Genomic DNA, 20543 nt, shown 5'->3' with positions numbered 1-20543 from the left:
TGTGAGGCCAACGGCATCCGTATCGGGAAGCGAAGTCATGGGTACACCTCGCATCGACCAGCGCGATGCTCCTTGGGATTCGTGTAAAGAAAATGGCGACTAATGCCCGGACCTACTTGTCCAGGCTGCTCTCCTGACCGACGCTGGCGCCGTAGTCGTTGATCCACTGCAGCACCACGCGACCGGATGCCGGCATGCCGGACAACCCGGTAACCGGGAAGTCGTGGCTGCCGAAGGGCCCGACCATGCCGCTGCCAGCCTTGTAGTCGCGGCCGTTGGCACGCAGGGCGATATCGCCGAAAGACACGTTGTAGGCACTGCGGTTGGTGGCCCTGAGCACGGGCTTGCCGTCGATGCTGGCCAGGCTCCAGGCCACCTGCTCGATGGCGCGGTCCGGGCGACCCGGAAGCCCTTCGGGGCGATAGAACAGCTTGACCCGGGTGCGGATGGCGAACTGCATGTAGTTGCCGTCCTCGCTGGGCATGGGCGGCACGTCCAGCAGGTTCAGCCAGAACACGCTCTCGCGGTCCTTGGGCAGGGGCTCGCCGATGAAGGAAACCCTCACGCTCTGGCCTTTTCCGGGCTCTACACGAAACAGGGGCGGCGTCATGACGAAGGGAGCTTCAGCGTTCTCGGGGCGAATCTCGGGGTCACCCCGGTCGATCCACACCTGGACCAGGGAAGGCTGATTGCCGTCATTGCTGACGCGCACCCCGATCTCCTGCTGCTTCGCGGGGTAGATGAACCGGGTGCCATTGACCACGATGCCAGCATGGGCGCCGGACAGGGTCAACAAGGTCGTGACAGCCAGTAGCCATCGCGTGAATGAGATGCGCAGGGACATGGGGAAGTACCGTAGAGGCAACTCGCCCGGGAGGTCCCGGGCGAGTAGGGGGTATTACTCGTAGGTCATGGTGTAGGAGACATTCGTCAGCACAGGACCGGGCTTGATGGGATCGACCTTCGGGGCAAGGTAAGCGGCCGAGAACAACAACACGGCGTCGTTGTTGGTGCCGGTCACTTCCTCAAGGTTGTTGGTTCCATTCACCAGATTGATAGGATCACCGTTCTTGTTGAGGATCTGAACAAAGGCGTTGGATGCATTAGCGTCTTTGCTCTGGTTCTTGAGAACGCCTTCGACAGCATCGACCGTAGAGCCCGCGTCAAAATGAGCCTTGACCTTGGTGCCAGCAGTGCAAGCGCTGACGCGAATTTCGAACTGCTTGGCACCAGCCCTCTGGCCGGGAGCCAGCGAGGTTTGGGAAACGACTGGCATTTCCACATTTTGATTGAGGGTATTGCTGTCAATGGTGCAGGTCTTGCTGGAGACTTCGCCCTTAAAGGTGATCGTGCCGTCAGAAGCCAGTGCCAGGTTGCTCAGGCCGAAACCGACCAGGGCCGCGCCAGCGGTGAGGAACTTTTTCATTTAACTCTCCTGTAGAGGCGCCTGGTTCCACGCGCCGAAATGAAAGATTGACCTCTAGAGTCGGAACCAGAACTGAGCGCTTGCCGACCTCGTATTGAGAACCGCATCGCACTTCAGCGTGGCGGGCACAATGATATCGACGGCCTCAAGCCGGGAATGGAGTCCCCGGCCCATGCGGGCTGTAGGAAATTTCACCTGGATCTGAAACCTTTTCTGAGGCTGGCTTCAGAGCCCCAGAAGAAGGCGCCCGAGCGGGCGCCAGGAGGGAGAAGTGCGAGGTAGAGCGGCTACTGCTGCCGAGCGCTCAGGTCGTTGCGTCGGGCGAACTCGATGAGTTCGAGGAGCGAGGCGAGGTTGAGCTTTTGCTGGATGCGGCTCTTGTAGGTGCTCACGGTCTTGTTGCTGAGCAGCATGCGCTCGGCGATTTCCTTGTTGCCAAGACCGGACGCCAGGTACTGCAGCACCATCAGCTCCTGGTTGGACAAGCGCCCCACCAACTCCTGCTCGCTGGCCGGCGCGCCCTGCCCCACCGGAAACACGTCGGCGGGGAAGAAGGTGAAGCCGGCGCTGATGGAGTTGATGGCGATCACCAGGTTCTGCAGGTCCTCCTCCTTGCTCACGAAGCCCCGTGCCCCCGCCTGCAGGCAGCGCTGACAGAAGCCCTCGGCGGGCAATGAGGTGAGCACCAGCACATGGCTGTCGAGCCCCAGCGAGCGGATGCGGCTGATGACGTTGAGGCCGTCCAGGCGGGGAATGCCGATATCGAGGATGACCACATCCGGCTCGTGCTGGCGCACCAGCTGCACGGCATCGACGCCGTTGTCGGCCTCGCCCACCACCTCGAGCCCGTTGCGCTCCAGGAGCATGCGCACCGCCATGCGGATCACCGGGTGATCATCGACGATCAGGGCTGTTCTCATACTTGCGACCTCGCGCTGGACCACGGCTCAGGTGAGCCCCGACAAAACTGTGACACAGTCGTGCCACAGATGAAATTTCCTACAAACGCTACCGACGCTTCGCCTAGCTGCACTTGGACTGCCTGCGTAACGTGGCCGGACTTTTTACCAACCGAGCCCTCGCCATGAAGAACATCAGCATTCTGGTTCTGGAAGACGAACCCTTCCAGCGCCTGATCGCCGTCACCGCCTTGCAGAAGCTGGGGGTCCAGCGCATCCACCAGGCCGGCGACGGCGCCAGCGCCCTGGCCGAACTGCAGAGCTGCGGAGGCGTCGATGTCGTGCTGTGCGACCTGCGCATGTCGGGCATGGACGGCCTGGCCTTCCTCCGCCACGCCAGCCATTCCGGCGCCGTGCGCTCGGTGATCCTCAGCAGTGCCGTGGAAGCGCCCCTGCGCCAGGCCACCCAATCGATGATCCGCACCCTCGGGCTGGAATGCCTGGGTGACCTGGGCAAGCCCTTCGACATCGAGCGGGCCGCGCAACTGCTGGCCCGCTACGAAGCCAACCAGGCCCGTGGGCTGGGCGAGCCGGAAGTCCTCGAACTGCCCTCCCGCGACGAACTGCTGGAAGGCCTGGAACTGGGCCAGTTCGAAGCCTGGTTCCAGCCCAAGGTGGACCTGCGCAGTGGCGAACTGATCGGCGCCGAGGCCCTGGCCCGCTGGCGCCACCCGCAGCACGGCGTGCTGATGCCCGCGCAGTTCCTGCAGATGATGGAGGCCCACGGCCTGATCAACCGCATGTTCTGGCAGATCTTCCGCCAGGGCCTGGAGCTGCAGCGCTGCCTCGCTCGCGAGGGCCGCTCGCTGAACATCGCCTTCAACCTCCAGCCCGGCCAACTGAGCGACAACGCCCTCCCCGAGCGGGTCCGCGAATACCTGGAAGAAGCCGGCCTGCCCGCCGATGGCATCACCTTCGAAGTCACCGAGACCGGCCTGTTCAGCGCCCCGACCACCAGCCTGGAGAACCTCGTTCGCCTGCGCATGATGGGTTGCGGCCTGTCGATGGACGACTTCGGCACCGGCTACTCCTCCCTCGACCGCCTCTGCGACCTGCCCTTCAGCCAGGTGAAGCTGGACGCCGGTTTCGCCCGCAAGCTCACCAGCCAGCCCCGCAGCGGCGCGGTGATCAGCAGCGCGGTGGCGCTGGCCAAAGCCATGGACATCAGCCTGATCATCGAAGGCATCGAGACCCGCCAGCAGCGCGAGCGCCTGCTGTCCCTGGGCTGCACCGAAGGCCAGGGCTTCCTCTTCTCCCGACCGCTGGCCCGTCCGGACTTCGACCGCCTGCTGGTGGAGCGCCCGACGCTTCACTGAAGCTCCGGCATCTGCTGGAGCAGGCCACGCTCCAGGGCATCCAGGGCCCGTCGCACAGCCTCCACGCCAGCCTCAAGGGCCTCGGTGCGCGGCCGTTCCACCACACTGGCCCGCGACAGGTACTCGCAGGCTTCGATCACCTGGGTGGCCTTGATCACCCGCGCTGCGCCCTTGAGCCGATGGGCCAGCTCGAACAGCGCCGAGGCGTCGTGCTGGCGCACCTGCTCTTCCAGCGCAGCGAGGTCGCGTCGGTTGGTGTTGAGCAACTCCCGCAGCAGGTTCACCGCCAGGCCCGGATCGCCACCGGTCAACGGCGCCAGAGGGCTCAGGTCGAACAACGCCGCAGCCTCGCCCGCTGTCGGCTCGACTGGCGCGGGTGAGGCGCCCGGGGCACCGCCGAGCTTTTCCTCCAGCAGGTCCAGCCCGATGGGCTTGACCAGGCAATCGTCCATCCCGGCCTTGAGGCCGCGCTCCACTTCTTCCTGCTGGGCGTCGGCGGTCAGCCCGAGGATCAGGGCCGGCACGCGCCCCTGCTGGCGCTCGTCCTCGCGGATGGCGCGGGCCAGGTCTGCACCGTTCATGCGTGGCATGTGGCAGTCGGTGGCAACGACGTCGAAGGCCTGCTCGCGCCAGCGCGCCAGAGCATCCACCCCGTCCGCTGCCTCCACCACGGTGTGCCCCAGGTAGGCGAGCTGCTGGGCGAGGATCTGCCGGTTCACCGGGTGGTCGTCCACCACCAGCACTTTCAGCCTCCGCCGGGCCTGGGCCTCCTCCTGGCGGGCGATTTCCATCAGCGGGATCGGGTCGAGCCGCAGCAGGCGCAGCTCCACATCCACCCGGGTGCCGCGCCCGAGGGCGCTGTCCAGGGTCAGGCGGCCGCCCATCATTTCGCAGAGCGAGCGGCAGATCACCAGCCCCAGCCCTGCCCCTTCCATCGCCCCGGTGCTGCGCTGCACCTGCTCGAAGGGCTGGAACAGGCGCGCCTGGTCCGCCGGGTCGATACCGATGCCGGTGTCCGCCACGCTGAGGTAGACGTGCAACTGGTCGGACTCGCCGTCCTCGCCATGGATGCGCACGCTGACGCTGCCTTCACGGGTGAACTTGATGGCGTTGCTGACCAGGTTGGACAGCACCTGCTTGAAGCGCATGCCATCCACCAGCACATCGCCCTGGATGCCGCCATCGATGTCCAGGTTCAGCACCAGCCCCTTCTGCCGCGCCAGACCGTCGAACACCCGCGCCACCGACTCCACCAGCTCCCGGAGGTTGGCCCGGCGCGGTGACAGGCTGAGCCGACCGGACTCGATGCGGGCGATGTCGAGGATGTCGCCGATCAGCTCCAGCAAGCCCTTCGCCGAGGTGTAGGCCACCTCGATGCTGGCCGGGTCGATGGGGCGGTCGGCCGCACGCTTGAGCGCCAGTTCGAGGATGCCGATCACCGCATTCATCGGCGTGCGGATCTCGTGGCTCATGGTGGCGAGGAAGGTGGTCTTGGCGCGGCTGGCCGCGTCAGCCATGTTCTTCGCCGCTTCCAACTCCAGCACCAGGTTGTGGTGCTCGGTGAGGTCCAGCCAGCCGCAGATCACCCCACGGGTGACCCCGGTGGAATCCTGGAAGGGCTGGATCCAGTGCTCGATCCACAGGGTGCGACCGCCCAGGGACAGCTCATGCACCGAGCGCTGCAGCTGCCCTTCGGCAATCGCCTGCAGTTGCCGCTGGTGGAATTCGGCGGCGTCCGGGAAATCCACCGGCAGCTCGGTCACCGTCAGGCCGATCACCGCCTCGCGGGGCAGGCCAAGGGTCTGCAGGTAGCTGCGGTTGCACGACAGCAGGCGCCCTTCGGTGTCCCGCACATAGACCGGCGGCGGCATGCTGTCGATCAAGGTTTCGATGAAGCGCAGTTCATCCTGCAACTGGCGCTCGGCGAGCTGGCGCCGGCGCACCTGGCGCCGCAGGTGCAGCACCCAGGCCAGCACCAGCAGCAGGAGCACCGCCGCACCGATGATGATTCGCTGGATGAGCACACCGTAGTCGCGCCAGGTCTGCGGGCTCATGCCCGGCATGCCGCGCCAGCGGTTGGCCGTGGCGGCCAGCTCGTCGGGCGACAGCTCGGCCAGCGCCCGGTCGAGGATCGCCTGCAGCTCGGTATCGCCCCGACGCACCGCGAAGTTGGCCGTGGCCGGCCCCACCGGCGCCACCTGGGCGATGGCCAGGCGGCCCTGGAACATCCGCACCAGGTAATAGCGGGCCACCGGAAGTCCCACCAGGGCGGCATCAGCGCGGCCGGTGTCGACACTGTGCAAGGCATCCAGGGTCGAACCGGGTTCCACCAGTTCCGCCTTGGGGAAGGCACGGCGGATCGCCTCCCGCGCCACATGGCCGCGCCCCAGGGCGAGCACGCGACCGGACAGGTCCCCCACCGACTCGCCGAGGCCATCGGCGCCGGAACGGGTGACCAGCACGAAGGGGCTGCTGGTGATCGGCCGGGTGAAACGCAGCAGGGTTTCCCGCTCATGGTCCTGCGTCAGCAGCCCCACATCCGCCAGGCCGGAGGTCAGGGCGTCGATCTGGCCGGCGTAGCCGCCGGTGCGGCTGACGGCCTCGAAGCGCAGCCCGGTACGCAGCCGCACCAGGTCCAGCAGCTCGGCGATGATGCCCTGGAACTGCCCGTTGCCGTCGAAGAAGGCCAGGGGCGCCAGGTCGTCGTCCACTGCCACGCGCACCACCGGATGACGCTGCACCCAGCGCGCCTCCTCCGGGGTGAGCACCATGCGCTCGGCCGCCGGCATCACACCGTTGCCCACCCAACGGCGAGCGATCTCGTCCAGGCGCGAGCGACCGACTGCACGCAGTGCCCCATCGATCCCCCGCAGCAGTTGCGGGTCGGACTGACGCACCACGAAGGCCAGCTCGCCGCCGGGCCAATCCACATAGCGCTCGAAACGCACCGTGCCGTAGAAGGCGCGGTTCAGCAGGTAGTAGACCGGCACCACATCGGCCAGCAGCAGGTCCGCACGGCCGAACGCCGCATCGGCGACGCCTTCTTCCACCGTGTCGACCGGCAGCGCCTGGGCGGACGGGAACAGCGCCACGGCATCGCCGTGCCCCGGCGTGTAGGCCACCTTCAGGTCCTTGAGGTCATCGGGAAACTCACGACGGTCATCGCCACGGCGGAACAACGCCAGCCGGCTGGAGCCGTAGGCCAGGCTGCGGGCAAGCCCCGGCTCCTGCTCGCCATGGCTGTCGGCACCGAACAGGTCGATGTCCCCGGCCAGCAGCGCCTTCTCCAGCGCCGCACGGTCGGGGTAGGCACGCAGGCGGATCTGCAGACCGAGCATCTGCCCCAGCAGCGCGGCCGCATCCGGCGTCATGCCCTGGTAGGCCCCCTGCCCCTGGAGAATCTCCAGGGGCGGATACCCCTGGGCCAGCACGCCCAAGACCAACTCACGGCGCTGGCGCAACCAGTGCCAGTCGGATTCGGAAATTTCCAGCTCCTGCTGGTCCACCACCACCTGGCTGGACAGCGAGAGCGCGCGCCCTTCCTCGGCCAGGACGACACCGCCGAACGACAGGCACAGCAAAGACAGGCACAGGGAGAGTGTGCGGAGGACGGAAATACGGGACACAGACCCACCTGCAGGGAAAAGAGGTGTCGGGGAAACCTTAGTTCAAGAGCAGACAGGCGACCCTAAGGGGACGTACATAAAAGTAATACCTACATGTCTTGTAGGAAACTTCCCAAAAGACCAATCCCGCCGCGCACCGCAAATATAATCCGCGCTCTACATGCTTAGCCAAACTTTTTAAGCCGCCTCATCAGACAGATAAATCAGGTCGTACAAGTTAGCCGGGCAGAAAAACGAAGTATTCGGAATAGTCCGAAAGACAGCGAGCAAGATTCTGAGAAGAATCGCTCAATGCCAACTTGATCGACATCGCGCTCGGGCCCATACCCCCGTCGTTCGCGGTCAGGACGGCAAAAGACCGATCCTTTAACACACCTATACGGCAAGTTCCCGAAGGCTTCCGTGCGCCTTCCTATTGAATTGAGAAACTTGAGCAGGAGAACCAACCAGATGAGCAAGATTCTGCTGATCGACAACCAGCCCATGATTCGTTTCGCGACTCGCGTACTGCTGGAACGCGAAGGTTATGAAATCGTCGGTGAAACCGAAAACGGCGTGGAAGGCCTCAGCATGGCCCGCTCCCTGCGCCCCGACCTGGTCATTCTCGACATCGCCATTCCCAAGCTCGACGGCCTGGAAGTGCTGGGGCGCCTCAGCGCGATGGACGTGAACCTCAAGCTGCTGGTGCTCACCTCGCTGCCGGCCGCGCTGTATGCCAATCGCTGCCTGCAGGCCGGTGCCACCGGCTACCTCTCCAAGCAGGAGCAGGCCGTGAGCCTGATCTCCGCCACCCGCTCGGTGCTCTCCGGCTACAGCCTGTTCCCCAGCACCGTGCACCTGCCCTCCGGCGCCCAGGAAGGCGGCAGCCCGAACGACAGCCAGTTGCTGGACAGCCTCTCCGACCGTGAGCTGGCCGTGCTGCAGAACCTGGCCAACGGCAAGAACAACAAGGAAATCGCCGAGCAGCTGTTCATCAGCCACAAGACGGTCAGCACCTACAAGTCCCGACTGATGGACAAGCTGAAGACCCGCAACCTGGTGGACCTCATCGACTTCGCCCGCCGCTACGCCTTGCCGACCTGACCCCGCGCCGAGCCCCGGCCCTTGCGCCGGGGCGCCGCCTTCATCGCGAAGACGGTAGCCCGATCACCCGCCCCACATACGCCGGCAGCGGACACGCCCGGTGCTCCTCGAACAACGCCCCGACCCGTTCCGCCACTCCGGGTGCGAACGCGCAGGAGCGCGCCGTAGCGGCGTCCACGTTCATCAGCATCTGCTCACTGGCTGCGAGCATCACCGGTTCGTCCGGCCGGTAGAGGCTGTGGTGGATGTGCAGGCGCTTGGCGTCCACGCCCAACACCTGGGTGTGCACCTCCACCGCTTCATCCAGCTTCACTTCCGCCAGGAAGTTCAGGTGGCACTCCAGCGTGTACAGCGTGTGGCCGGTCTCCGCGCGCCCGCTCTCGTCGAGGCCGATCACCTCCATCAGCGCATCGGTGGCGTAGCTGAAGACCAGCAGGTAGAACGCATCGCGCAGGTGGCCGTTGTAGTCCACCCACTCCGCGGGAATGCGCGTGCGGCAGGTCACCAGGGGGTAGCTCATGTCCGGGCTCCACTCCATCGAAAGACCATGCCGGCTACTCCGCGAAGGCGAAGCCATGACGGGCCTTGGTGTCCTTGATCGCCGCCAGCACCGCCAGCAGGCAGTCGTCCCGGTAACGCTCCAGCTCGGCGATGCTGCGCTCGCCCTGCTGCACCGCCGTGCCCTCCACCACCCGGTCGATCAACGTCTCGGTCAGTTCCGGCGCCGGCAGGTAGGTCCAGGGCAGCTGCAGGGCCGGCCCGAACTGCGCCATGAAGTGACGCATCCCCGCGTTGCCACCGGCCAGGGTGTAGGTGAGGAAGGTGCCCATGAAGGACCAGCGCAACCCCGCACCGAAGCGGATCGCATCGTCGATCTCCCCGGTGCTGGCCACACCGTCGTTGACCAGGTGCAGCGCCTCGCGCCACAGCGCCTCCAGCAGGCGATCGGCGATGAAGCCCGGCACCTCCTTGCGCACGTGCAGCGGGCGCATGCCCAGTGCGCTGTAGACCTGGATCGCCGCCTGCACCGCCTCCGGCGCCGTCTTCTCCCCGCCCACCACCTCCACCAGCGGCAGCAGGTAGACCGGGTTGAACGGGTGCCCCACCACGCAGCGCTCCGGGTGCTGCGCGTCGGCGTAGAACTCGCTGGGCAGCAGCCCCGAGGTGCTGGAACCGATGATCACCTCCGGGCGCGCCGCCGCGCTGATCTGCGCATGCAGCGCCAGCTTCAGCTCCAGGCGTTCGGGAGCGCTCTCCTGGATGAAGTCGGCGTCCCGCACGCACTCTTCGACGGTGTCGACGAAGCGCAGGCGCGCCTGGGACGCACCCGGCGCCAGGCCCTGCTTCTCCAGGGCCGGCCAGGCATTGGCGATGCGTGCCCGCAACGCGGCCTCCGCACCTGGCGCCGGGTCCCAGGCGACGACGTCCAGCCCGTGGGCCAGGGCGCGGGCGACCCAGCCGCTGCCGATCACGCCGCTGCCAAGGGCGGCGAAGGTTCTGATGTGAGTGGTGAAGGCCATGGTGGCTCCTGATCCTGTGTCGGTTGACGCTGCGCCCCGGGCTGAAGCCCGGGCGACGGCATATGAATGAGGGGTTTGCTCAGCCGCGGCGCTTGAGGTTCATCTTCTCGCGGCCCTCGGCCGGGCTCAGGGCACGGCCGCCCAGGCGCTCGATGATCTCGATGGCCCGCTCCACCAGTTGGCCGTTGCTGGCGTGCACGCCCCGGTCCAGCCAGATGTTGTCCTCCAGGCCGACCCGCACGTTGCCGCCCAGCAGCATCGCCTGGGCCACCATCGGCATCTGCATGCGGCCGATGCCGAAGCCGGCCCAGGTCAGGCTGGGCGGCAGGTTGTCAGCCATGGCCTTCATGGTCGTGGTGTCCGCCGGCGCCCCCCACGGAATCCCCAGGCAGAGCTGGATCAGCGGGTCCTCCAGCAGCCCTTCCTTGAGCATCTGCTTGGCGAACCACAGGTGGCCGGTGTCGAAGATCTCCAGCTCGGCCTTCACCCCCAGTTCGGTGATGCGCCTGGCGCCCGCCCGCAGCTGGGCCGGGGTGGACACGTAGATGAAGTCGCCATCGCCGAAGTTCAGCGTCCCGCAGTCCAGGGTGCAGATCTCCGGCAGCAGTTCCTCCACATGGGCCAGGCGCTCCAGCGGCCCCACCAGGTCGGTACCGGCGCCGAACTCCAGCGGCTGTTCGCCCTTGCCGATCTCCAGGTCCCCGCCCATGCCGGCGGTGAGGTTGATGATCACGTCGGTGTCGCTCTCGCGGATGCGCTCCACCACCTCGCGGTACAGCGCCACATCGCGGCTCGGCTTGCCGGTACGCGGGTCGCGCACATGGCAGTGGGCGACGGTGGCGCCCGCCTTGGCCGCCTCGATGGCGGCGGCGGCGATCTCCTTCGGGGTGACGGGAATGGCCGGGTGCTTGCCGACGGTATCGCCGGCGCCGGTGACGGCGCAGGTGACGATGACTTCATGGTTCACGGTGGATTCATCCTTCTGCGAGGCGATCGGAAACCGTGCGCGGGCGAACCCGCGCACCGGGGTTGAACGGCATTACTTCAGGGAGGCGACGGCCTGGTCGCTGCTGCGGCCATCGAAGGTGGTCACGCCTTCCAGCCAGCCCTTGACCACCGCCGGGTTGGCCTTGAGCCACTCGCGGGCGACCTTGCCCGGCTCCTGGCGCTCCATGATCGGCTGCATCAGCTGCGCCTCCTGGTCGCTGGTGAAGCGCAGGCTGGTGACCAGCCGGTTGGCATTGGGGCAACGCTGGGCAAAGTCCGGCGCGGTCACGGTGGAGACGGTGGCGGCGCCGTCGTTGGGACCGAACACATCCTCGCTGCCGGTCAGGTAGGTCACCGGCATCTGGATGTTCATCGGGTGCGGCTTCCAGCCGAAGAACACCACCGGCTTGTGGTTCTTCACCGCACGCTTCACCGCCGTCAGCATCGCTGCCTCGCTGGACTCCACCAGCTTGAAGCCGCCCAGGCCGAACTGGTTGCCATCGATCATCTTCTGGATCGCCAGGTTGGCGCCGGAGCCGGACTCGATGCCGTAGATCTTGCCGCCGAGCTGGTCCTTGAAGCGGGCGATGTCGGCGAAGGTGCGCAGCCCCTGCTCGGCGGTGTAGGTAGGTACCGCCAGCACCGCCACGGCATCGCCCAGGGACGGCTGGGCCGCCACCTTCACGGCACCGCTGTCGAGGAAGGGCTTGATGTTGTCGTCCATGATCGGCTTCCAGTAGCCGAGGAACACGTCCACCTGCTTCTTCTGGATACCCGCGAAGATGATCTGCTGCGACGCCTGGGTCTGGCTGGTCTGGTAACCCAGGCTGCCCAGCAACTCGTTGGCGACGGCGGAGGTGGCGACCACGTCGGTCCAGCCCACCACGCCCATGCGGATCTTCTGGCAACTGGCGTCGTCGGCGGCGAATGCAGCGGTGTGGGACAGGGCGAACAAACAGCAACCAGCGAATGCGGTAAGACGTTTCATCGATGCTCCCCTTGCGGCCATGCGGCTTTCTACTTGTTGTTCAGGAGGCCGGGGTCGACGGCTCCAGGCACGCTCGACCCGCCCGGCGACTCCATCCGTGCTCGGGCGCCACGTCAACCCGATGGACACAACTTACGCAGCGCCCGCCCCGCCGATTCGAACCAGAACGACCACCTCTAGGACAGATACGACCTCCCCGCTTGCACCCGCCGCGCAGCTGGTTTTTAAGTGCTCATCGCCTCGTGGAACCCGCCCATGACCCAGACCTTCGGCTTCCTGCTGCTGCCCGGCTTCTCGATGATGGGCCTCATGTCGGCGGTGGAGCCGCTGCGGGTGGCCAACCGCTTCCGCGGCGAGCTGTACCGCTGGCGCCTGCTCAGTGCCGACGGCGGCCCGGTGGCCGGCAGCAATGGCATGTCGCTCAACGTGGATGGTGGCCTGGAGGCCCCGGCCGCCGGGGATTGCCTGCTGGTGGTGGCCGGCTTCGAGCCGCTGGCCACCTTCAACCCGCGCCTGTCCCACTGGCTCAACCGCGCCGAGGCCGACGGCGTGCGCCTGGGCGGCATCGACACCGGCAGCTTCGTGCTGGCCGAGGCCGAACTGTTCGAGCGCCAGCGCCTGACCCTGCACTGGGAGGCCATCGACGCCTTTCGCGAACGCTACCCGTCGCTGACCGTCACCCAGGAGCTGTTCGAGATCGACGGGCGCCGCATCACCAGCGCCGGCGGCACCGCCAGCCTCGACCTGATGCTCACGCTGATCGCCCGCCAGCACGGCGAGGCCCTGGCGTTGAAGGTGTCGGAACAGTTCGTGCTCGGCCGCATCCGCTCCCAGCAGGACCATCAGCGCATGCAGATCGCCAGCCGCTTCAACGTGCACAACCGCAAGCTGGTGCAGGTGATCGGCGAGATGGAGCGCCACAGCGAGACACCGCTGTCGACCTGCACCCTGGCCGAGCGCGTGGGCGTCACCCCGCGCCAGCTGGAACGGCTGTTCCGCCTGCACCTGAAGGACACGCCGACCCGCTTCTACCTGGGCCTGCGCCTGGAAAAGGCCCGGCAGCTGCTGCGCCAGACCGACATGGGCGTGCTGGAGGTGGCCCTGGCCTGCGGCTTCGAGTCCTCCAGCTACTTCTCCCGCTGCTACCGCCAGCGCTTCGACACCACCCCGAGCCGCGACCGGCACGAACACCCGGACCCGCCGCAGCGATAAAGCGGCACAGCGGGCGTGGGATGGCGTTGAGCTGTGCGGAGCCCATCAGGGCCAGGCACGGCTCGGATGCGATGCGGTTCGCCGAGCTCACCGCATCCTACGGGCCCACGCGCGCAGTACCGCGGGTGGATCGCGCCCCACCGATCCACCGTCGGGCGCAAAGGGAACGCCCGACGACGTGCAGCACGATGCGGCTAGACCGCCCGCCCCTGCTCGGCCAGGGCGGCCTGCACCAGGGGATGGAGGTTCTCGCCCTGGCGCTCCACCTGCCAGGCCATGAGCTCGATGCGCATGGCGGGGGTCCAGAAGTTCTGCAGGTGCTGCTGGACGCCTTTCACCGCCGCCTCCGGGTCCGGCTCGCTGCTGAAGAACTGGGCGATCTGGTTGGCCATCTTGATCAGGTTGTCTGTGCTCATCGGCGTGCCTCGACTCTCTCCGTCCTGCGGCGCTCCTTGAGCAGACGCCGCTGTTCGTCACTGAACGCCTGATAGCGTTTCTGCCATTCGGAAGGCTGGAACACCTTCGTCACTTCCACCGCCGTCACCTTGTATTCCGGGCAGTTGGTGGCCCAGTCGGAGTTGTCGGTGGTGATCACGTTGGCGCCCGACTCGGGGAAGTGGAAGGTGGTGTACACCACCCCCGGCGCCACCCGCTCGGTCACCCGGGCACGCAGCACGGTCTGCCCCGCGCGGCTGCCCACGCCCACCCAGTCGCCCTCGGCGATGCCACGGCTCTCGGCGTCGCTGGGGTGGATCTCCAGGCGGTCCTCCTCGTGCCAGGCCACGTTGTCGGTGCGCCGGGTCTGCGCGCCGACGTTGTACTGGCTGAGGATGCGTCCGGTGGTGAGCAGCAGCGGGTATCGGTTGTTCACCTTCTCCTCGGTGGGCACGTAGCCGGTCAGCATGAAGCGCCCCTTGCCGCGCACGAAGGCATCGATGTGCATGGTCGGCGTGCCGTCCGGCGCGGCATCGTTGCACGGCCATTGCAGGCTGCCGTGACGCTCCAGCTCGGCGTAGCTGACACGGCTGAAGGTCGGCGTGAGGCGGGCGATCTCGTCCATGATCTGCGACGGGTGCCGGTAGTCCATGCGATAGCCCAGAGCATTGGCCAGGGCCACGGTGGCTTCCCAGTCGGCCTTGCCGCCCAGCGGCTCCATCACCTTGCGCACGCGGGAGATGCGTCGCTCGGCGTTGGTGAAGGTGCCGTCCTTCTCCAGGAAGGAGCTGCCGGGCAGGAACACGTGGGCGAACTTGGCGGTTTCGTTGAGGAAGATGTCCTGCACCACCACGCACTCCATGGCCGACAGCGCGGCGGTCACGTGCTGGGTGTTGGGGTCGCTCTGGGCGATGTCCTCACCCTGGCAGTACAGCCCCTTGAAGCTGCCACCCAGGGCCGCCTCGAACATATTCGGGATGCGCAGCCCCGGATCGGGCTGCAGGGTCACGCCCCAGGCCTGCTCGAACTGCGCCCGCACCGCCTCGTTGGAGACGTGGCGGTAGCCCGGCAGCTCATGGGGGAAGGAGCCCATGTCGCAGGAGCCCTGCACGTTGTTCTGCCCGCGCAGCGGGTTCACCCCGACGCCCTCGCGGCCGACGTTGCCGGTGGCCATGGCGAGGTTGGCGATGCCCATCACCGCCGTGCTGCCCTGGCTGTGTTCGGTCACGCCCAGCCCGTAGTAGATGGCCGCGTTGCCGCCGGTGGCGTAGAGCCGGGCCGCCGCGCGGATGGCGTCCGGAGCCACGCCGCAGACCGGGCCCAGGGCCTCGGGGGCATGTTCGGGACGGCTGACGAACGCGCTCCAGTGGGCGAAGTCGGCCGGCTCGCAGCGGGCGTCGACGAAGTCCTGCTTCACCAGCCCCTCGGTGACGATCACGTGGGCCAGGGCATTGAGCATGGCCACGTTGGTGCCCGGACGCAGCGCCAGGTGCAGCTCGGCGCGGGCATGGGGCGAGTCCACCAGGTCGATGCGGCGCGGGTCGATGACGATCAGCCGCGCGCCCTCGCGCAGGCGGCGCTTGAGCTGGGAGCCGAACACCGGGTGGGCGTCGGTGGGGTTGGCACCGATCACCAGGATGACGTCGGCCTGCATCACCGAGTCGAAGCTCTGGGTGCCGGCGGACTCGCCCAGGGTCTGCTTCAGCCCGTAGCCGGTGGGCGAGTGGCAGACGCGGGCGCAGGTGTCCACGTTGTTGTTGCCGAAGCCGGCGCGCACCAGCTTCTGCACCAGATAGGTCTCTTCATTGGTGCAGCGGCTGGAGGTGATGCCGCCGATGGCGTCGCGCCCGTACTGCAGCTGCAGGCGGCGGAACTCGCCGGCGGCGTAGTTCACCGCCTCCTCCCAGCTGACTTCCTGCCACGGGTCGGTGATGCGCTTGCGGATCATCGGTTTGGTGATGCGGTCCGGGTGGGTGGCGTAGCCCCAGGCGAAGCGGCCCTTGACGCAGGAGTGGCCGTGGTTGGCCTGGCCGTTCTTGTCCGGGACCATGCGCACCAGCTCATTGCCCTTCATCTCCGCACGGAAGGAGCAGCCCACGCCGCAATAGGCACAGGTGGTGATGACGCTGCGCTCCGGCTGGCCCATCTCCACCACGCTCTTCTCCATCAGCGTGGCGGTGGGGCAGGCCTGCACGCAGGCCCCGCAGGAGACGCATTCGGAGTCGAGGAAGTTCTCCCCGCCGGCCGCCGCCACGCGGGAGTCGAAGCCGCGCCCGTCGATCGTCAGGGCGAAGGTGCCCTGCACCTCCTCGCAGGCCCGCACGCAGCGGTTGCAGACGATGCACTTGCTCGGGTCGTAGTCGAAATAGGGGTTGGAGGTGTCCTTCGCATCGCTCAGGTGATTGGCCCCGTCATAGCCGTAGCGCACCTCGCGCAGGCCCACCTGGCCGGCCACGGTCTGCAGCTCGCAGTTGCCGTTGGCGGAGCAGGTGAGGCAGTCCAGCGGGTGGTCGGAGATGTACAGCTCCATGACGTTGCGCCGCAGGCTGGCGAGCTTGGGCGTCTGGGTGCGCACCACCATGCCTTCGGTGACCGGCGTGGTGCAGGAGGCGGGGTAGCCGCGCATGCCGTCGATTTCCACCAGGCACATGCGGCAGGAGCCGAAGGCTTCCAGGCTGTCGGTGGCGCAGAGCTTGGGAATGGTGGTGCCGAGCAGCGCGGCGGCACGCATCACCGAGGTACCGGCAGGCACGCTGATTTCGCGGCCGTCGATGCTCAGGCTGACCTGCACCTCGCTCTGGCGGGCGGGGGTGCCCAGGTCGGTGTCCTTGGCGGGGTCGAAGATCTGGATCATTGCTCAGCCTCCGTGGGCGGCAGCCCGAAGTCGGCGGGGAAGTGCCTGAGGGCGCTGGTGACCGGGAAGGCGGTCATCCCGCCGAGGGCACAGAGCGAGCCGTAGGTCATGGTGTCGCAGAGGTCCTGCAGCAGCAGGGCCTGCTCCTCGCGGGCGGTGATCTCAGTGGCGGCGATCAGCCGGTCCACCACTTCCACGCCCCGGGTCGAGCCGATGCGGCAGGGCGTGCACTTGCCGCAGGACTCCTCGGCGCAGAACTGCAGGGCGAAGCGCGCCATCTGCGCCATGTCCAGGCTGTCGTCGGCCACCACCACGCCACCATGGCCGAGCATGGCGCCCATGGCGGCGAAGGCCTCGTAGTCCAGCGGGGTGTCGAACTGCGCGGGCGGCACCCAGGCCCCCAGGGGGCCGCCCACCTGGGCGGCCTTCACCGGCCGGCCACTGGCGCAGCCGCCGCCGTAGGTCTCGATCAGCTCCCGCAGGGTCAGGCCGAAGGCCCGCTCCACCAGGCCGCCGTGACGGACGTTGCCGGCCAGCTGGAAGGGCATGGTGCCCAGGGAACGGCCCATGCCGAAGTCACGGTAGAACGCCGCGCCCCGGGCCAGGATGAGCGGCACCGAGGTCAGCGTCAGCACGTTGTGCACCAGTGTCGGCTGGCCGAACAGGCCTTGCAGCGCCGGCAGCGGCGGCTTGGCGCGGACCACGCCGCGCTTGCCTTCCAGGGAGTCCAGCAGCGCGGTTTCCTCGCCGCAGATGTAGGCCCCGGCGCCGACTCGCACCTCCAGCTCGAAGGGCCGGCCGCTGCCGGCCACGTCCGCACCGAGGTAGCCGGCATCACGGGCCAGCGCGATGGCGCCGCGCAGGGCCTCCACTGCCTGGGGGTACTCGGAGCGCACGTAGATGTAGCCCTGGCTGGCGCCGACGGCGAGGCCGGCGATGGCCATGCCCTCGATCAGCAGGAAGGGGTCGCCCTCCATCAGCATGCGGTCGGCGAAGGTGCCGGAGTCCCCCTCGTCGGCGTTGCACACCACGTACTTCTGCTCGGCGATGGCGCCACGCACCGTGCGCCACTTGATGCCGGCGGGGAAGGCGGCACCACCGCGCCCCCGCAGGCCGGAATCCAGCACCGCGGTGACGATCTCGTCACCGCTCAGCGCCACGGCGCGGGCCAGGCCTTCGAAGCCGCCGTGGGCACGGTAGTCGTCCAGGGACAGCGGCCGGGTGATGCCGGCACGGGCGAAGAGCAGCCGCTGCTGGCTCTTCAGGTAGGGCAGCTCCTCCACCGCCCCCAGGGCCAGGGGATGCTGGCCGTCACCGGCCAGGGCGTCGAGCAGGCCGGGCACGTCGGCTTCGCTGACCGGGCCGAAGCCCTGGCGGCCCTCGGCCCCGTCCAGCTCCACCAGCGGCTCCAGCCAGTAGAGGCCACGGGAACTGGTGCGGCGCACCTCCAGCGGCAGCTGCCGGCGCGCAGCCTCGGCCACCAGGGCGTCGGCCACGGCATCGGCGCCCACCGCGCGGGCGACGGAATCACAGGGGATGCACAGCCTCAGCATGAGCCGTCCTCCAGGCAACCCTGCACCAGCGCGTGCAGGCGTTCAGGGGTCAGCCGGGCGTGGACCTTGCCGTCCACCTCGACCGCCGGGGAGCAGGCGCAGGCGCCCAGGCAATAGACCGGGCGCAGGCTGACGCGGCCATCGGCAAGGGTGCCGTGGTCGTCCAGCTGCAGTTGCTCGCGCAGTTGCGCCGCCAGGGCTTCGGCGCCCCGGCTCTGGCAGGACTCGGCGCGGCACAGGCGCACGGTGTGGCGTGCCGGCGGGGCGGTGCGGAAGTCGTGGTAGAAGCTGATCACCCCGTGGACCTCGGCCTGGCTGAGGTTGAGGGCGTGGGCGATCTCGGGGATGGCGAGGGCGGGAATGTAGCCGGCGCCCTCCTGGATGGCATGTAGGATCGGCAGCAGGGCACCGGGGGTGTCCTTCTCCCGCGCCAGCACGCGCTGAATCAGAGGCAGGTGAAGCGTCTCATCAGGCATACAGCGTTCCTCGGCTCCACAGGCCGGGCGCTGAGCGCCTGGGCCTGGAGGTTTCGGCTGCGGCAGCGCCGACCGCCACGGTACGCGGGCCGGTTGCCACCCTGTTGCCGGGACCGCACGTCTTCGCGCACGGGTCCGGGGCATTACGCGAGCTTGCCATCCCTGCGCCTGGGAAATTGCACCTCAGCGACCCTGTGCATGCTGAAACCGACGCCGGGCGACTTGCCGCCACCTTCTTATATAGATGCCCCGCAGCCCCATCGGCGGATGCCGGACGCACGGCCCGCCACGAGGCGCCGCCTCGCCGAACCCCGCATGCCTATCCGCGACCGGCTTGACGCTTTCGGCAATACCCCGGTCGCTTTTGCGCGATAGCGCCCAAAGCCCCGGGGATATGCTCCCTTCAAAGCGCCGGCAACCGATTCGGCGCGCCCGACACCAAGGGGACAGCCTGATGAGCCCAGCCGAACTGCACGCCGACAGCATCGTCATCGATGGCCTGATCATCGCCAAGTGGAACCGCGAACTCTTCGAAGACATGCGCAAGGGCGGCCTGACCGCTGCCAACTGCACCGTCTCCGTGTGGGAAGGCTTCCAGGCCACGGTGAACAACATCGTCGCCAGCAACAACCTGATCCGCGAGAACAGCGACCTGGTCATCCCGGTGCGCACCACCGCCGACATCCGCAAGGCCAAGGAACAGGGCAAGACCGGCATCCTCTACGGCTTCCAGAACGCCCACGCGTTCGAGGACCAGATCGGCTACGTGGAGGTGTTCAAGCAGCTCGGCGTGGGCATCGTGCAGATGTGCTACAACACCCAGAACCTCGTGGGCACCGGCTGCTACGAGCGCGACGGCGGCCTCTCCGGCTTCGGTCGCGAGATCGTCGCGGAGATGAACCGCGTCGGCATCATGTGCGACCTCTCCCACGTCGGCTCCAAGACCTCCGAGGAAGTCATCCTCGAATCGAAGAAGCCCGTCTGCTACTCCCACTGCCTGCCTTCCGGCCTGAAGGAACACCCGCGCAACAAGTCCGATGAAGAACTGAAGTTCATCGCCGACCACGGCGGCTTCGTCGGCGTGACCATGTTCGCGCCGTTCCTCGCCAAGGGCATCGACTCCACCATCGACGACTACGCCGAAGCCATCGAGTACGTGATGAACATCGTCGGCGAGGACGCCATCGGCATCGGCACCGACTTCACCCAGGGCCACGGCCAGGACTTCTTCGAGTACCTGACCCACGACAAGGGCTACGCCCGCCGCCTGACCAACTTCGGGAAGATCGTGAACCCCCTGGGCATCCGCACCGTGGGCGAGTTCCCCAACCTCACCGAGACCCTGCTCAAGCGCGGCCACAGCGAACGCGTGGTGCGCAAGATCATGGGCGAGAACTGGGTGAATGTCCTGAAGGACGTCTGGGGCGAATGACGCCAGCCGGAACCGAACACGAATCGTAGGGTGGATGACGCTTTTTTCATCCACCACCCCACCGCGCGGTGGCTCATCTCTGCGGCGGATGACTGAAGCGCCATCCGCCCGATACCTGACCTGAATTCGGAGTTATCCACATGGCCAAACACGCCCCTGAACTGCCCATCGAAGTCGACAGCGAGACCGGCGTCTGGACCACCGACGCCCTGCCGATGCTCTATGTGCCGCGCCACTTCTTCGTCAACAACCACATGGGCATCGAAGCCGAGCTGGGCCCGGAGCGCTACGCCGAAATCCTCTACAAGGCCGGCTACAAGTCCGCCTGGCACTGGTGCGAGAAGGAGGCCGAATGCCACGGCCTGGAAGGCGTGGCGGTGTTCGAGCACTACATGAAGCGCCTGTCCCAGCGCGGCTGGGGCCTGTTCCAGATCCAGGACATCGACCTCGACAAGGGCACCGCCAGCGTCAAGCTCAAGCACTCCGCCTTCGTCTACGTCTACGGCAAGGTCGGCCGCAAAGTGGACTACATGTTCACCGGCTGGTTCGCCGGCGCCATGGACCAGATCCTCGCCGCCCGTGGCAGCAGCCTTCGTACCGTCGCCGAGCAGGTCTACAGCGGCTCGGAAGAAGGCCACGACGACGGCCTGTTCACCGTCAAACCCCTGTAAGCCGG

The 20543-nt window shown here is 67.3% G+C and carries 17 protein-coding genes; 5 read left to right on the top strand and 12 right to left on the bottom strand.

Annotated features, from left to right (window positions below; translation table 11 throughout):
- Positions 1-112: 112 nt before the first annotated feature.
- The 3 genes from BM198_RS01785 to BM198_RS01775 all read right to left on the bottom strand — a co-directional run bounded on the left by BM198_RS01785 (position 113) and on the right by BM198_RS01775 (position 2346).
- A complete protein-coding gene (locus tag BM198_RS01785) occupies positions 113-796 on the bottom strand; it encodes a fimbria/pilus periplasmic chaperone (protein WP_244165657.1) in 684 nt (227 codons plus the stop codon).
- A gap of 102 nt (positions 797-898) precedes the next feature.
- The gene (locus tag BM198_RS01780; protein WP_074967315.1) at positions 899-1426 is read right to left on the bottom strand and encodes a fimbrial protein; all 528 of its coding nucleotides are present in this window, start codon (positions 1424-1426) and stop codon (positions 899-901) included.
- Positions 1427-1713: 287 nt separating this feature from the next.
- A complete protein-coding gene (locus BM198_RS01775) occupies positions 1714-2346 on the bottom strand; it encodes a response regulator transcription factor (protein ID WP_074967313.1) in 633 nt (210 codons plus the stop codon).
- A 164-nt stretch (positions 2347-2510) separates the two neighbouring features.
- On the opposite strand from BM198_RS01775, the gene BM198_RS01770 reads away from it, so the two are divergent.
- Positions 2511-3701 (top strand): EAL domain-containing response regulator, encoded by a 1191-nt coding sequence (locus BM198_RS01770; protein WP_074967311.1) that lies wholly within the window; start codon positions 2511-2513, stop codon positions 3699-3701.
- Here BM198_RS01770 and BM198_RS01765 read toward each other — a convergent pair.
- Positions 3695-7327: a transporter substrate-binding domain-containing protein gene (locus BM198_RS01765; RefSeq protein WP_083422291.1), complete on the bottom strand. Its 3633-nt coding sequence runs from the start codon at positions 7325-7327 to the stop codon at positions 3695-3697. The two genes, BM198_RS01770 and BM198_RS01765, sit on opposite strands and share 7 nt — an antisense overlap.
- Before the next feature lie 450 nt (positions 7328-7777).
- Between BM198_RS01765 and BM198_RS01760 the strand changes: the two genes are divergently transcribed.
- Positions 7778-8410, top strand: coding sequence for a response regulator transcription factor (locus tag BM198_RS01760; protein ID WP_044409178.1), 633 nt, complete (start codon positions 7778-7780; stop codon positions 8408-8410).
- A 40-nt stretch (positions 8411-8450) separates the two neighbouring features.
- On the opposite strand, the gene BM198_RS01755 is transcribed toward BM198_RS01760, so the two are convergent.
- The 4 genes from BM198_RS01755 to choX all read right to left on the bottom strand — a co-directional run bounded on the left by BM198_RS01755 (position 8451) and on the right by choX (position 11905).
- Entirely contained in the window at positions 8451-8930 is a 480-nt protein-coding gene (locus BM198_RS01755; RefSeq protein ID WP_074967309.1) for a thioesterase family protein, read from the bottom strand.
- Positions 8931-8964: 34 nt separating this feature from the next.
- Complete coding sequence (locus BM198_RS01750; protein ID WP_074967307.1) at positions 8965-9930, bottom strand: L-carnitine dehydrogenase; 966 nt, start codon at positions 9928-9930, stop codon at positions 8965-8967.
- Positions 9931-10009: 79 nt separating this feature from the next.
- Positions 10010-10897: a 3-dehydrocarnitine:acetyl-CoA trimethylamine transferase CdhC gene (locus BM198_RS01745; RefSeq protein WP_074967305.1), complete on the bottom strand. Its 888-nt coding sequence runs from the start codon at positions 10895-10897 to the stop codon at positions 10010-10012.
- Positions 10898-10969: 72 nt separating this feature from the next.
- On the bottom strand, positions 10970-11905 hold the full coding sequence (choX, locus tag BM198_RS01740) for a choline ABC transporter substrate-binding protein (protein ID WP_044409191.1): 936 nt from the start codon (positions 11903-11905) through the stop codon (positions 10970-10972).
- Positions 11906-12160: 255 nt separating this feature from the next.
- Between choX and BM198_RS01735 the strand changes: the two genes are divergently transcribed.
- The gene (locus BM198_RS01735) at positions 12161-13117 is read left to right on the top strand and encodes a GlxA family transcriptional regulator (protein WP_074967303.1); all 957 of its coding nucleotides are present in this window, start codon (positions 12161-12163) and stop codon (positions 13115-13117) included.
- Positions 13118-13311: 194 nt separating this feature from the next.
- Here BM198_RS01735 and BM198_RS01730 read toward each other — a convergent pair whose 3' ends face one another.
- Genes BM198_RS01730 through BM198_RS01715 form a run of 4 tightly spaced genes read right to left on the bottom strand, consistent with a single transcriptional unit; the run spans position 13312 to position 18435 of the window.
- Positions 13312-13533, bottom strand: a complete 222-nt coding sequence (locus BM198_RS01730; RefSeq protein ID WP_044409197.1) for a formate dehydrogenase subunit delta — start codon at positions 13531-13533, stop codon at positions 13312-13314.
- On the bottom strand, positions 13530-16406 hold the full coding sequence (gene fdhF / locus BM198_RS01725; RefSeq protein ID WP_074967301.1) for a formate dehydrogenase subunit alpha: 2877 nt from the start codon (positions 16404-16406) through the stop codon (positions 13530-13532). The genes BM198_RS01730 and fdhF overlap by 4 nt, the downstream gene beginning before the upstream one ends.
- Positions 16403-17959 carry a formate dehydrogenase beta subunit gene (locus BM198_RS01720; RefSeq protein ID WP_074967299.1) on the bottom strand — a complete coding sequence of 519 codons (1557 nt, stop codon included), beginning with the start codon at positions 17957-17959 and terminating at the stop codon, positions 16403-16405. The genes fdhF and BM198_RS01720 overlap by 4 nt, the downstream gene beginning before the upstream one ends.
- Complete coding sequence (locus BM198_RS01715; protein WP_044409202.1) at positions 17953-18435, bottom strand: formate dehydrogenase subunit gamma; 483 nt, start codon at positions 18433-18435, stop codon at positions 17953-17955. The genes BM198_RS01720 and BM198_RS01715 overlap by 7 nt, the downstream gene beginning before the upstream one ends.
- A 454-nt stretch (positions 18436-18889) precedes the next feature.
- On the opposite strand from BM198_RS01715, the gene BM198_RS01710 reads away from it, so the two are divergent.
- Together BM198_RS01710 and BM198_RS01705 are read left to right on the top strand one after the other, a co-directional pair.
- Positions 18890-19867 (top strand): dipeptidase, encoded by a 978-nt coding sequence (locus tag BM198_RS01710; RefSeq protein WP_044409203.1) that lies wholly within the window; start codon positions 18890-18892, stop codon positions 19865-19867.
- Positions 19868-20007: 140 nt separating this feature from the next.
- Positions 20008-20538 carry a DUF5943 domain-containing protein gene (locus tag BM198_RS01705; RefSeq protein WP_074967296.1) on the top strand — a complete coding sequence of 177 codons (531 nt, stop codon included), beginning with the start codon at positions 20008-20010 and terminating at the stop codon, positions 20536-20538.
- Positions 20539-20543: the final 5 nt, after the last annotated feature.

The sequence above is a fragment of the Metapseudomonas otitidis genome (genome assembly GCF_900111835.1).
In the GTDB taxonomy this organism is placed as follows: Bacteria; Pseudomonadota; Gammaproteobacteria; order Pseudomonadales; family Pseudomonadaceae; genus Metapseudomonas; species Metapseudomonas otitidis.
Note: the sequence above shows the minus strand (reverse complement) of the source record. Positions and strands in the feature narration are given on the sequence as shown.

Excerpts from the sequence above, each read along its gene's own strand:
- BM198_RS01775 (WP_074967313.1), bottom strand. The coding sequence starts at position 2,346 with ATGAGAACAGCCCTGATCGTCGATGATCACCCGGTGATCCGCATGGCG.
- BM198_RS01730 (WP_044409197.1), bottom strand. The coding sequence starts at position 13,533 with ATGAGCACAGACAACCTGATCAAGATGGCCAACCAGATCGCCCAGTTC.
- BM198_RS01735 (WP_074967303.1), top strand. The coding sequence starts at position 12,161 with ATGACCCAGACCTTCGGCTTCCTGCTGCTGCCCGGCTTCTCGATGATG.
- BM198_RS01720 (WP_074967299.1), bottom strand. The coding sequence starts at position 17,959 with ATGCTGAGGCTGTGCATCCCCTGTGATTCCGTCGCCCGCGCGGTGGGC.
- BM198_RS01770 (WP_074967311.1), top strand. The coding sequence starts at position 2,511 with ATGAAGAACATCAGCATTCTGGTTCTGGAAGACGAACCCTTCCAGCGC.
- BM198_RS01760 (WP_044409178.1), top strand. The coding sequence starts at position 7,778 with ATGAGCAAGATTCTGCTGATCGACAACCAGCCCATGATTCGTTTCGCG.
- BM198_RS01710 (WP_044409203.1), top strand. The coding sequence starts at position 18,890 with ATGAGCCCAGCCGAACTGCACGCCGACAGCATCGTCATCGATGGCCTG.
- BM198_RS01755 (WP_074967309.1), bottom strand. The coding sequence starts at position 8,930 with ATGAGCTACCCCCTGGTGACCTGCCGCACGCGCATTCCCGCGGAGTGG.
- BM198_RS01750 (WP_074967307.1), bottom strand. The coding sequence starts at position 9,930 with ATGGCCTTCACCACTCACATCAGAACCTTCGCCGCCCTTGGCAGCGGC.
- choX (WP_044409191.1), bottom strand. The coding sequence starts at position 11,905 with ATGAAACGTCTTACCGCATTCGCTGGTTGCTGTTTGTTCGCCCTGTCC.
- fdhF (WP_074967301.1), bottom strand. The coding sequence starts at position 16,406 with ATGATCCAGATCTTCGACCCCGCCAAGGACACCGACCTGGGCACCCCC.
- BM198_RS01715 (WP_044409202.1), bottom strand. The coding sequence starts at position 18,435 with ATGCCTGATGAGACGCTTCACCTGCCTCTGATTCAGCGCGTGCTGGCG.
- BM198_RS01780 (WP_074967315.1), bottom strand. The coding sequence starts at position 1,426 with ATGAAAAAGTTCCTCACCGCTGGCGCGGCCCTGGTCGGTTTCGGCCTG.
- BM198_RS01705 (WP_074967296.1), top strand. The coding sequence starts at position 20,008 with ATGGCCAAACACGCCCCTGAACTGCCCATCGAAGTCGACAGCGAGACC.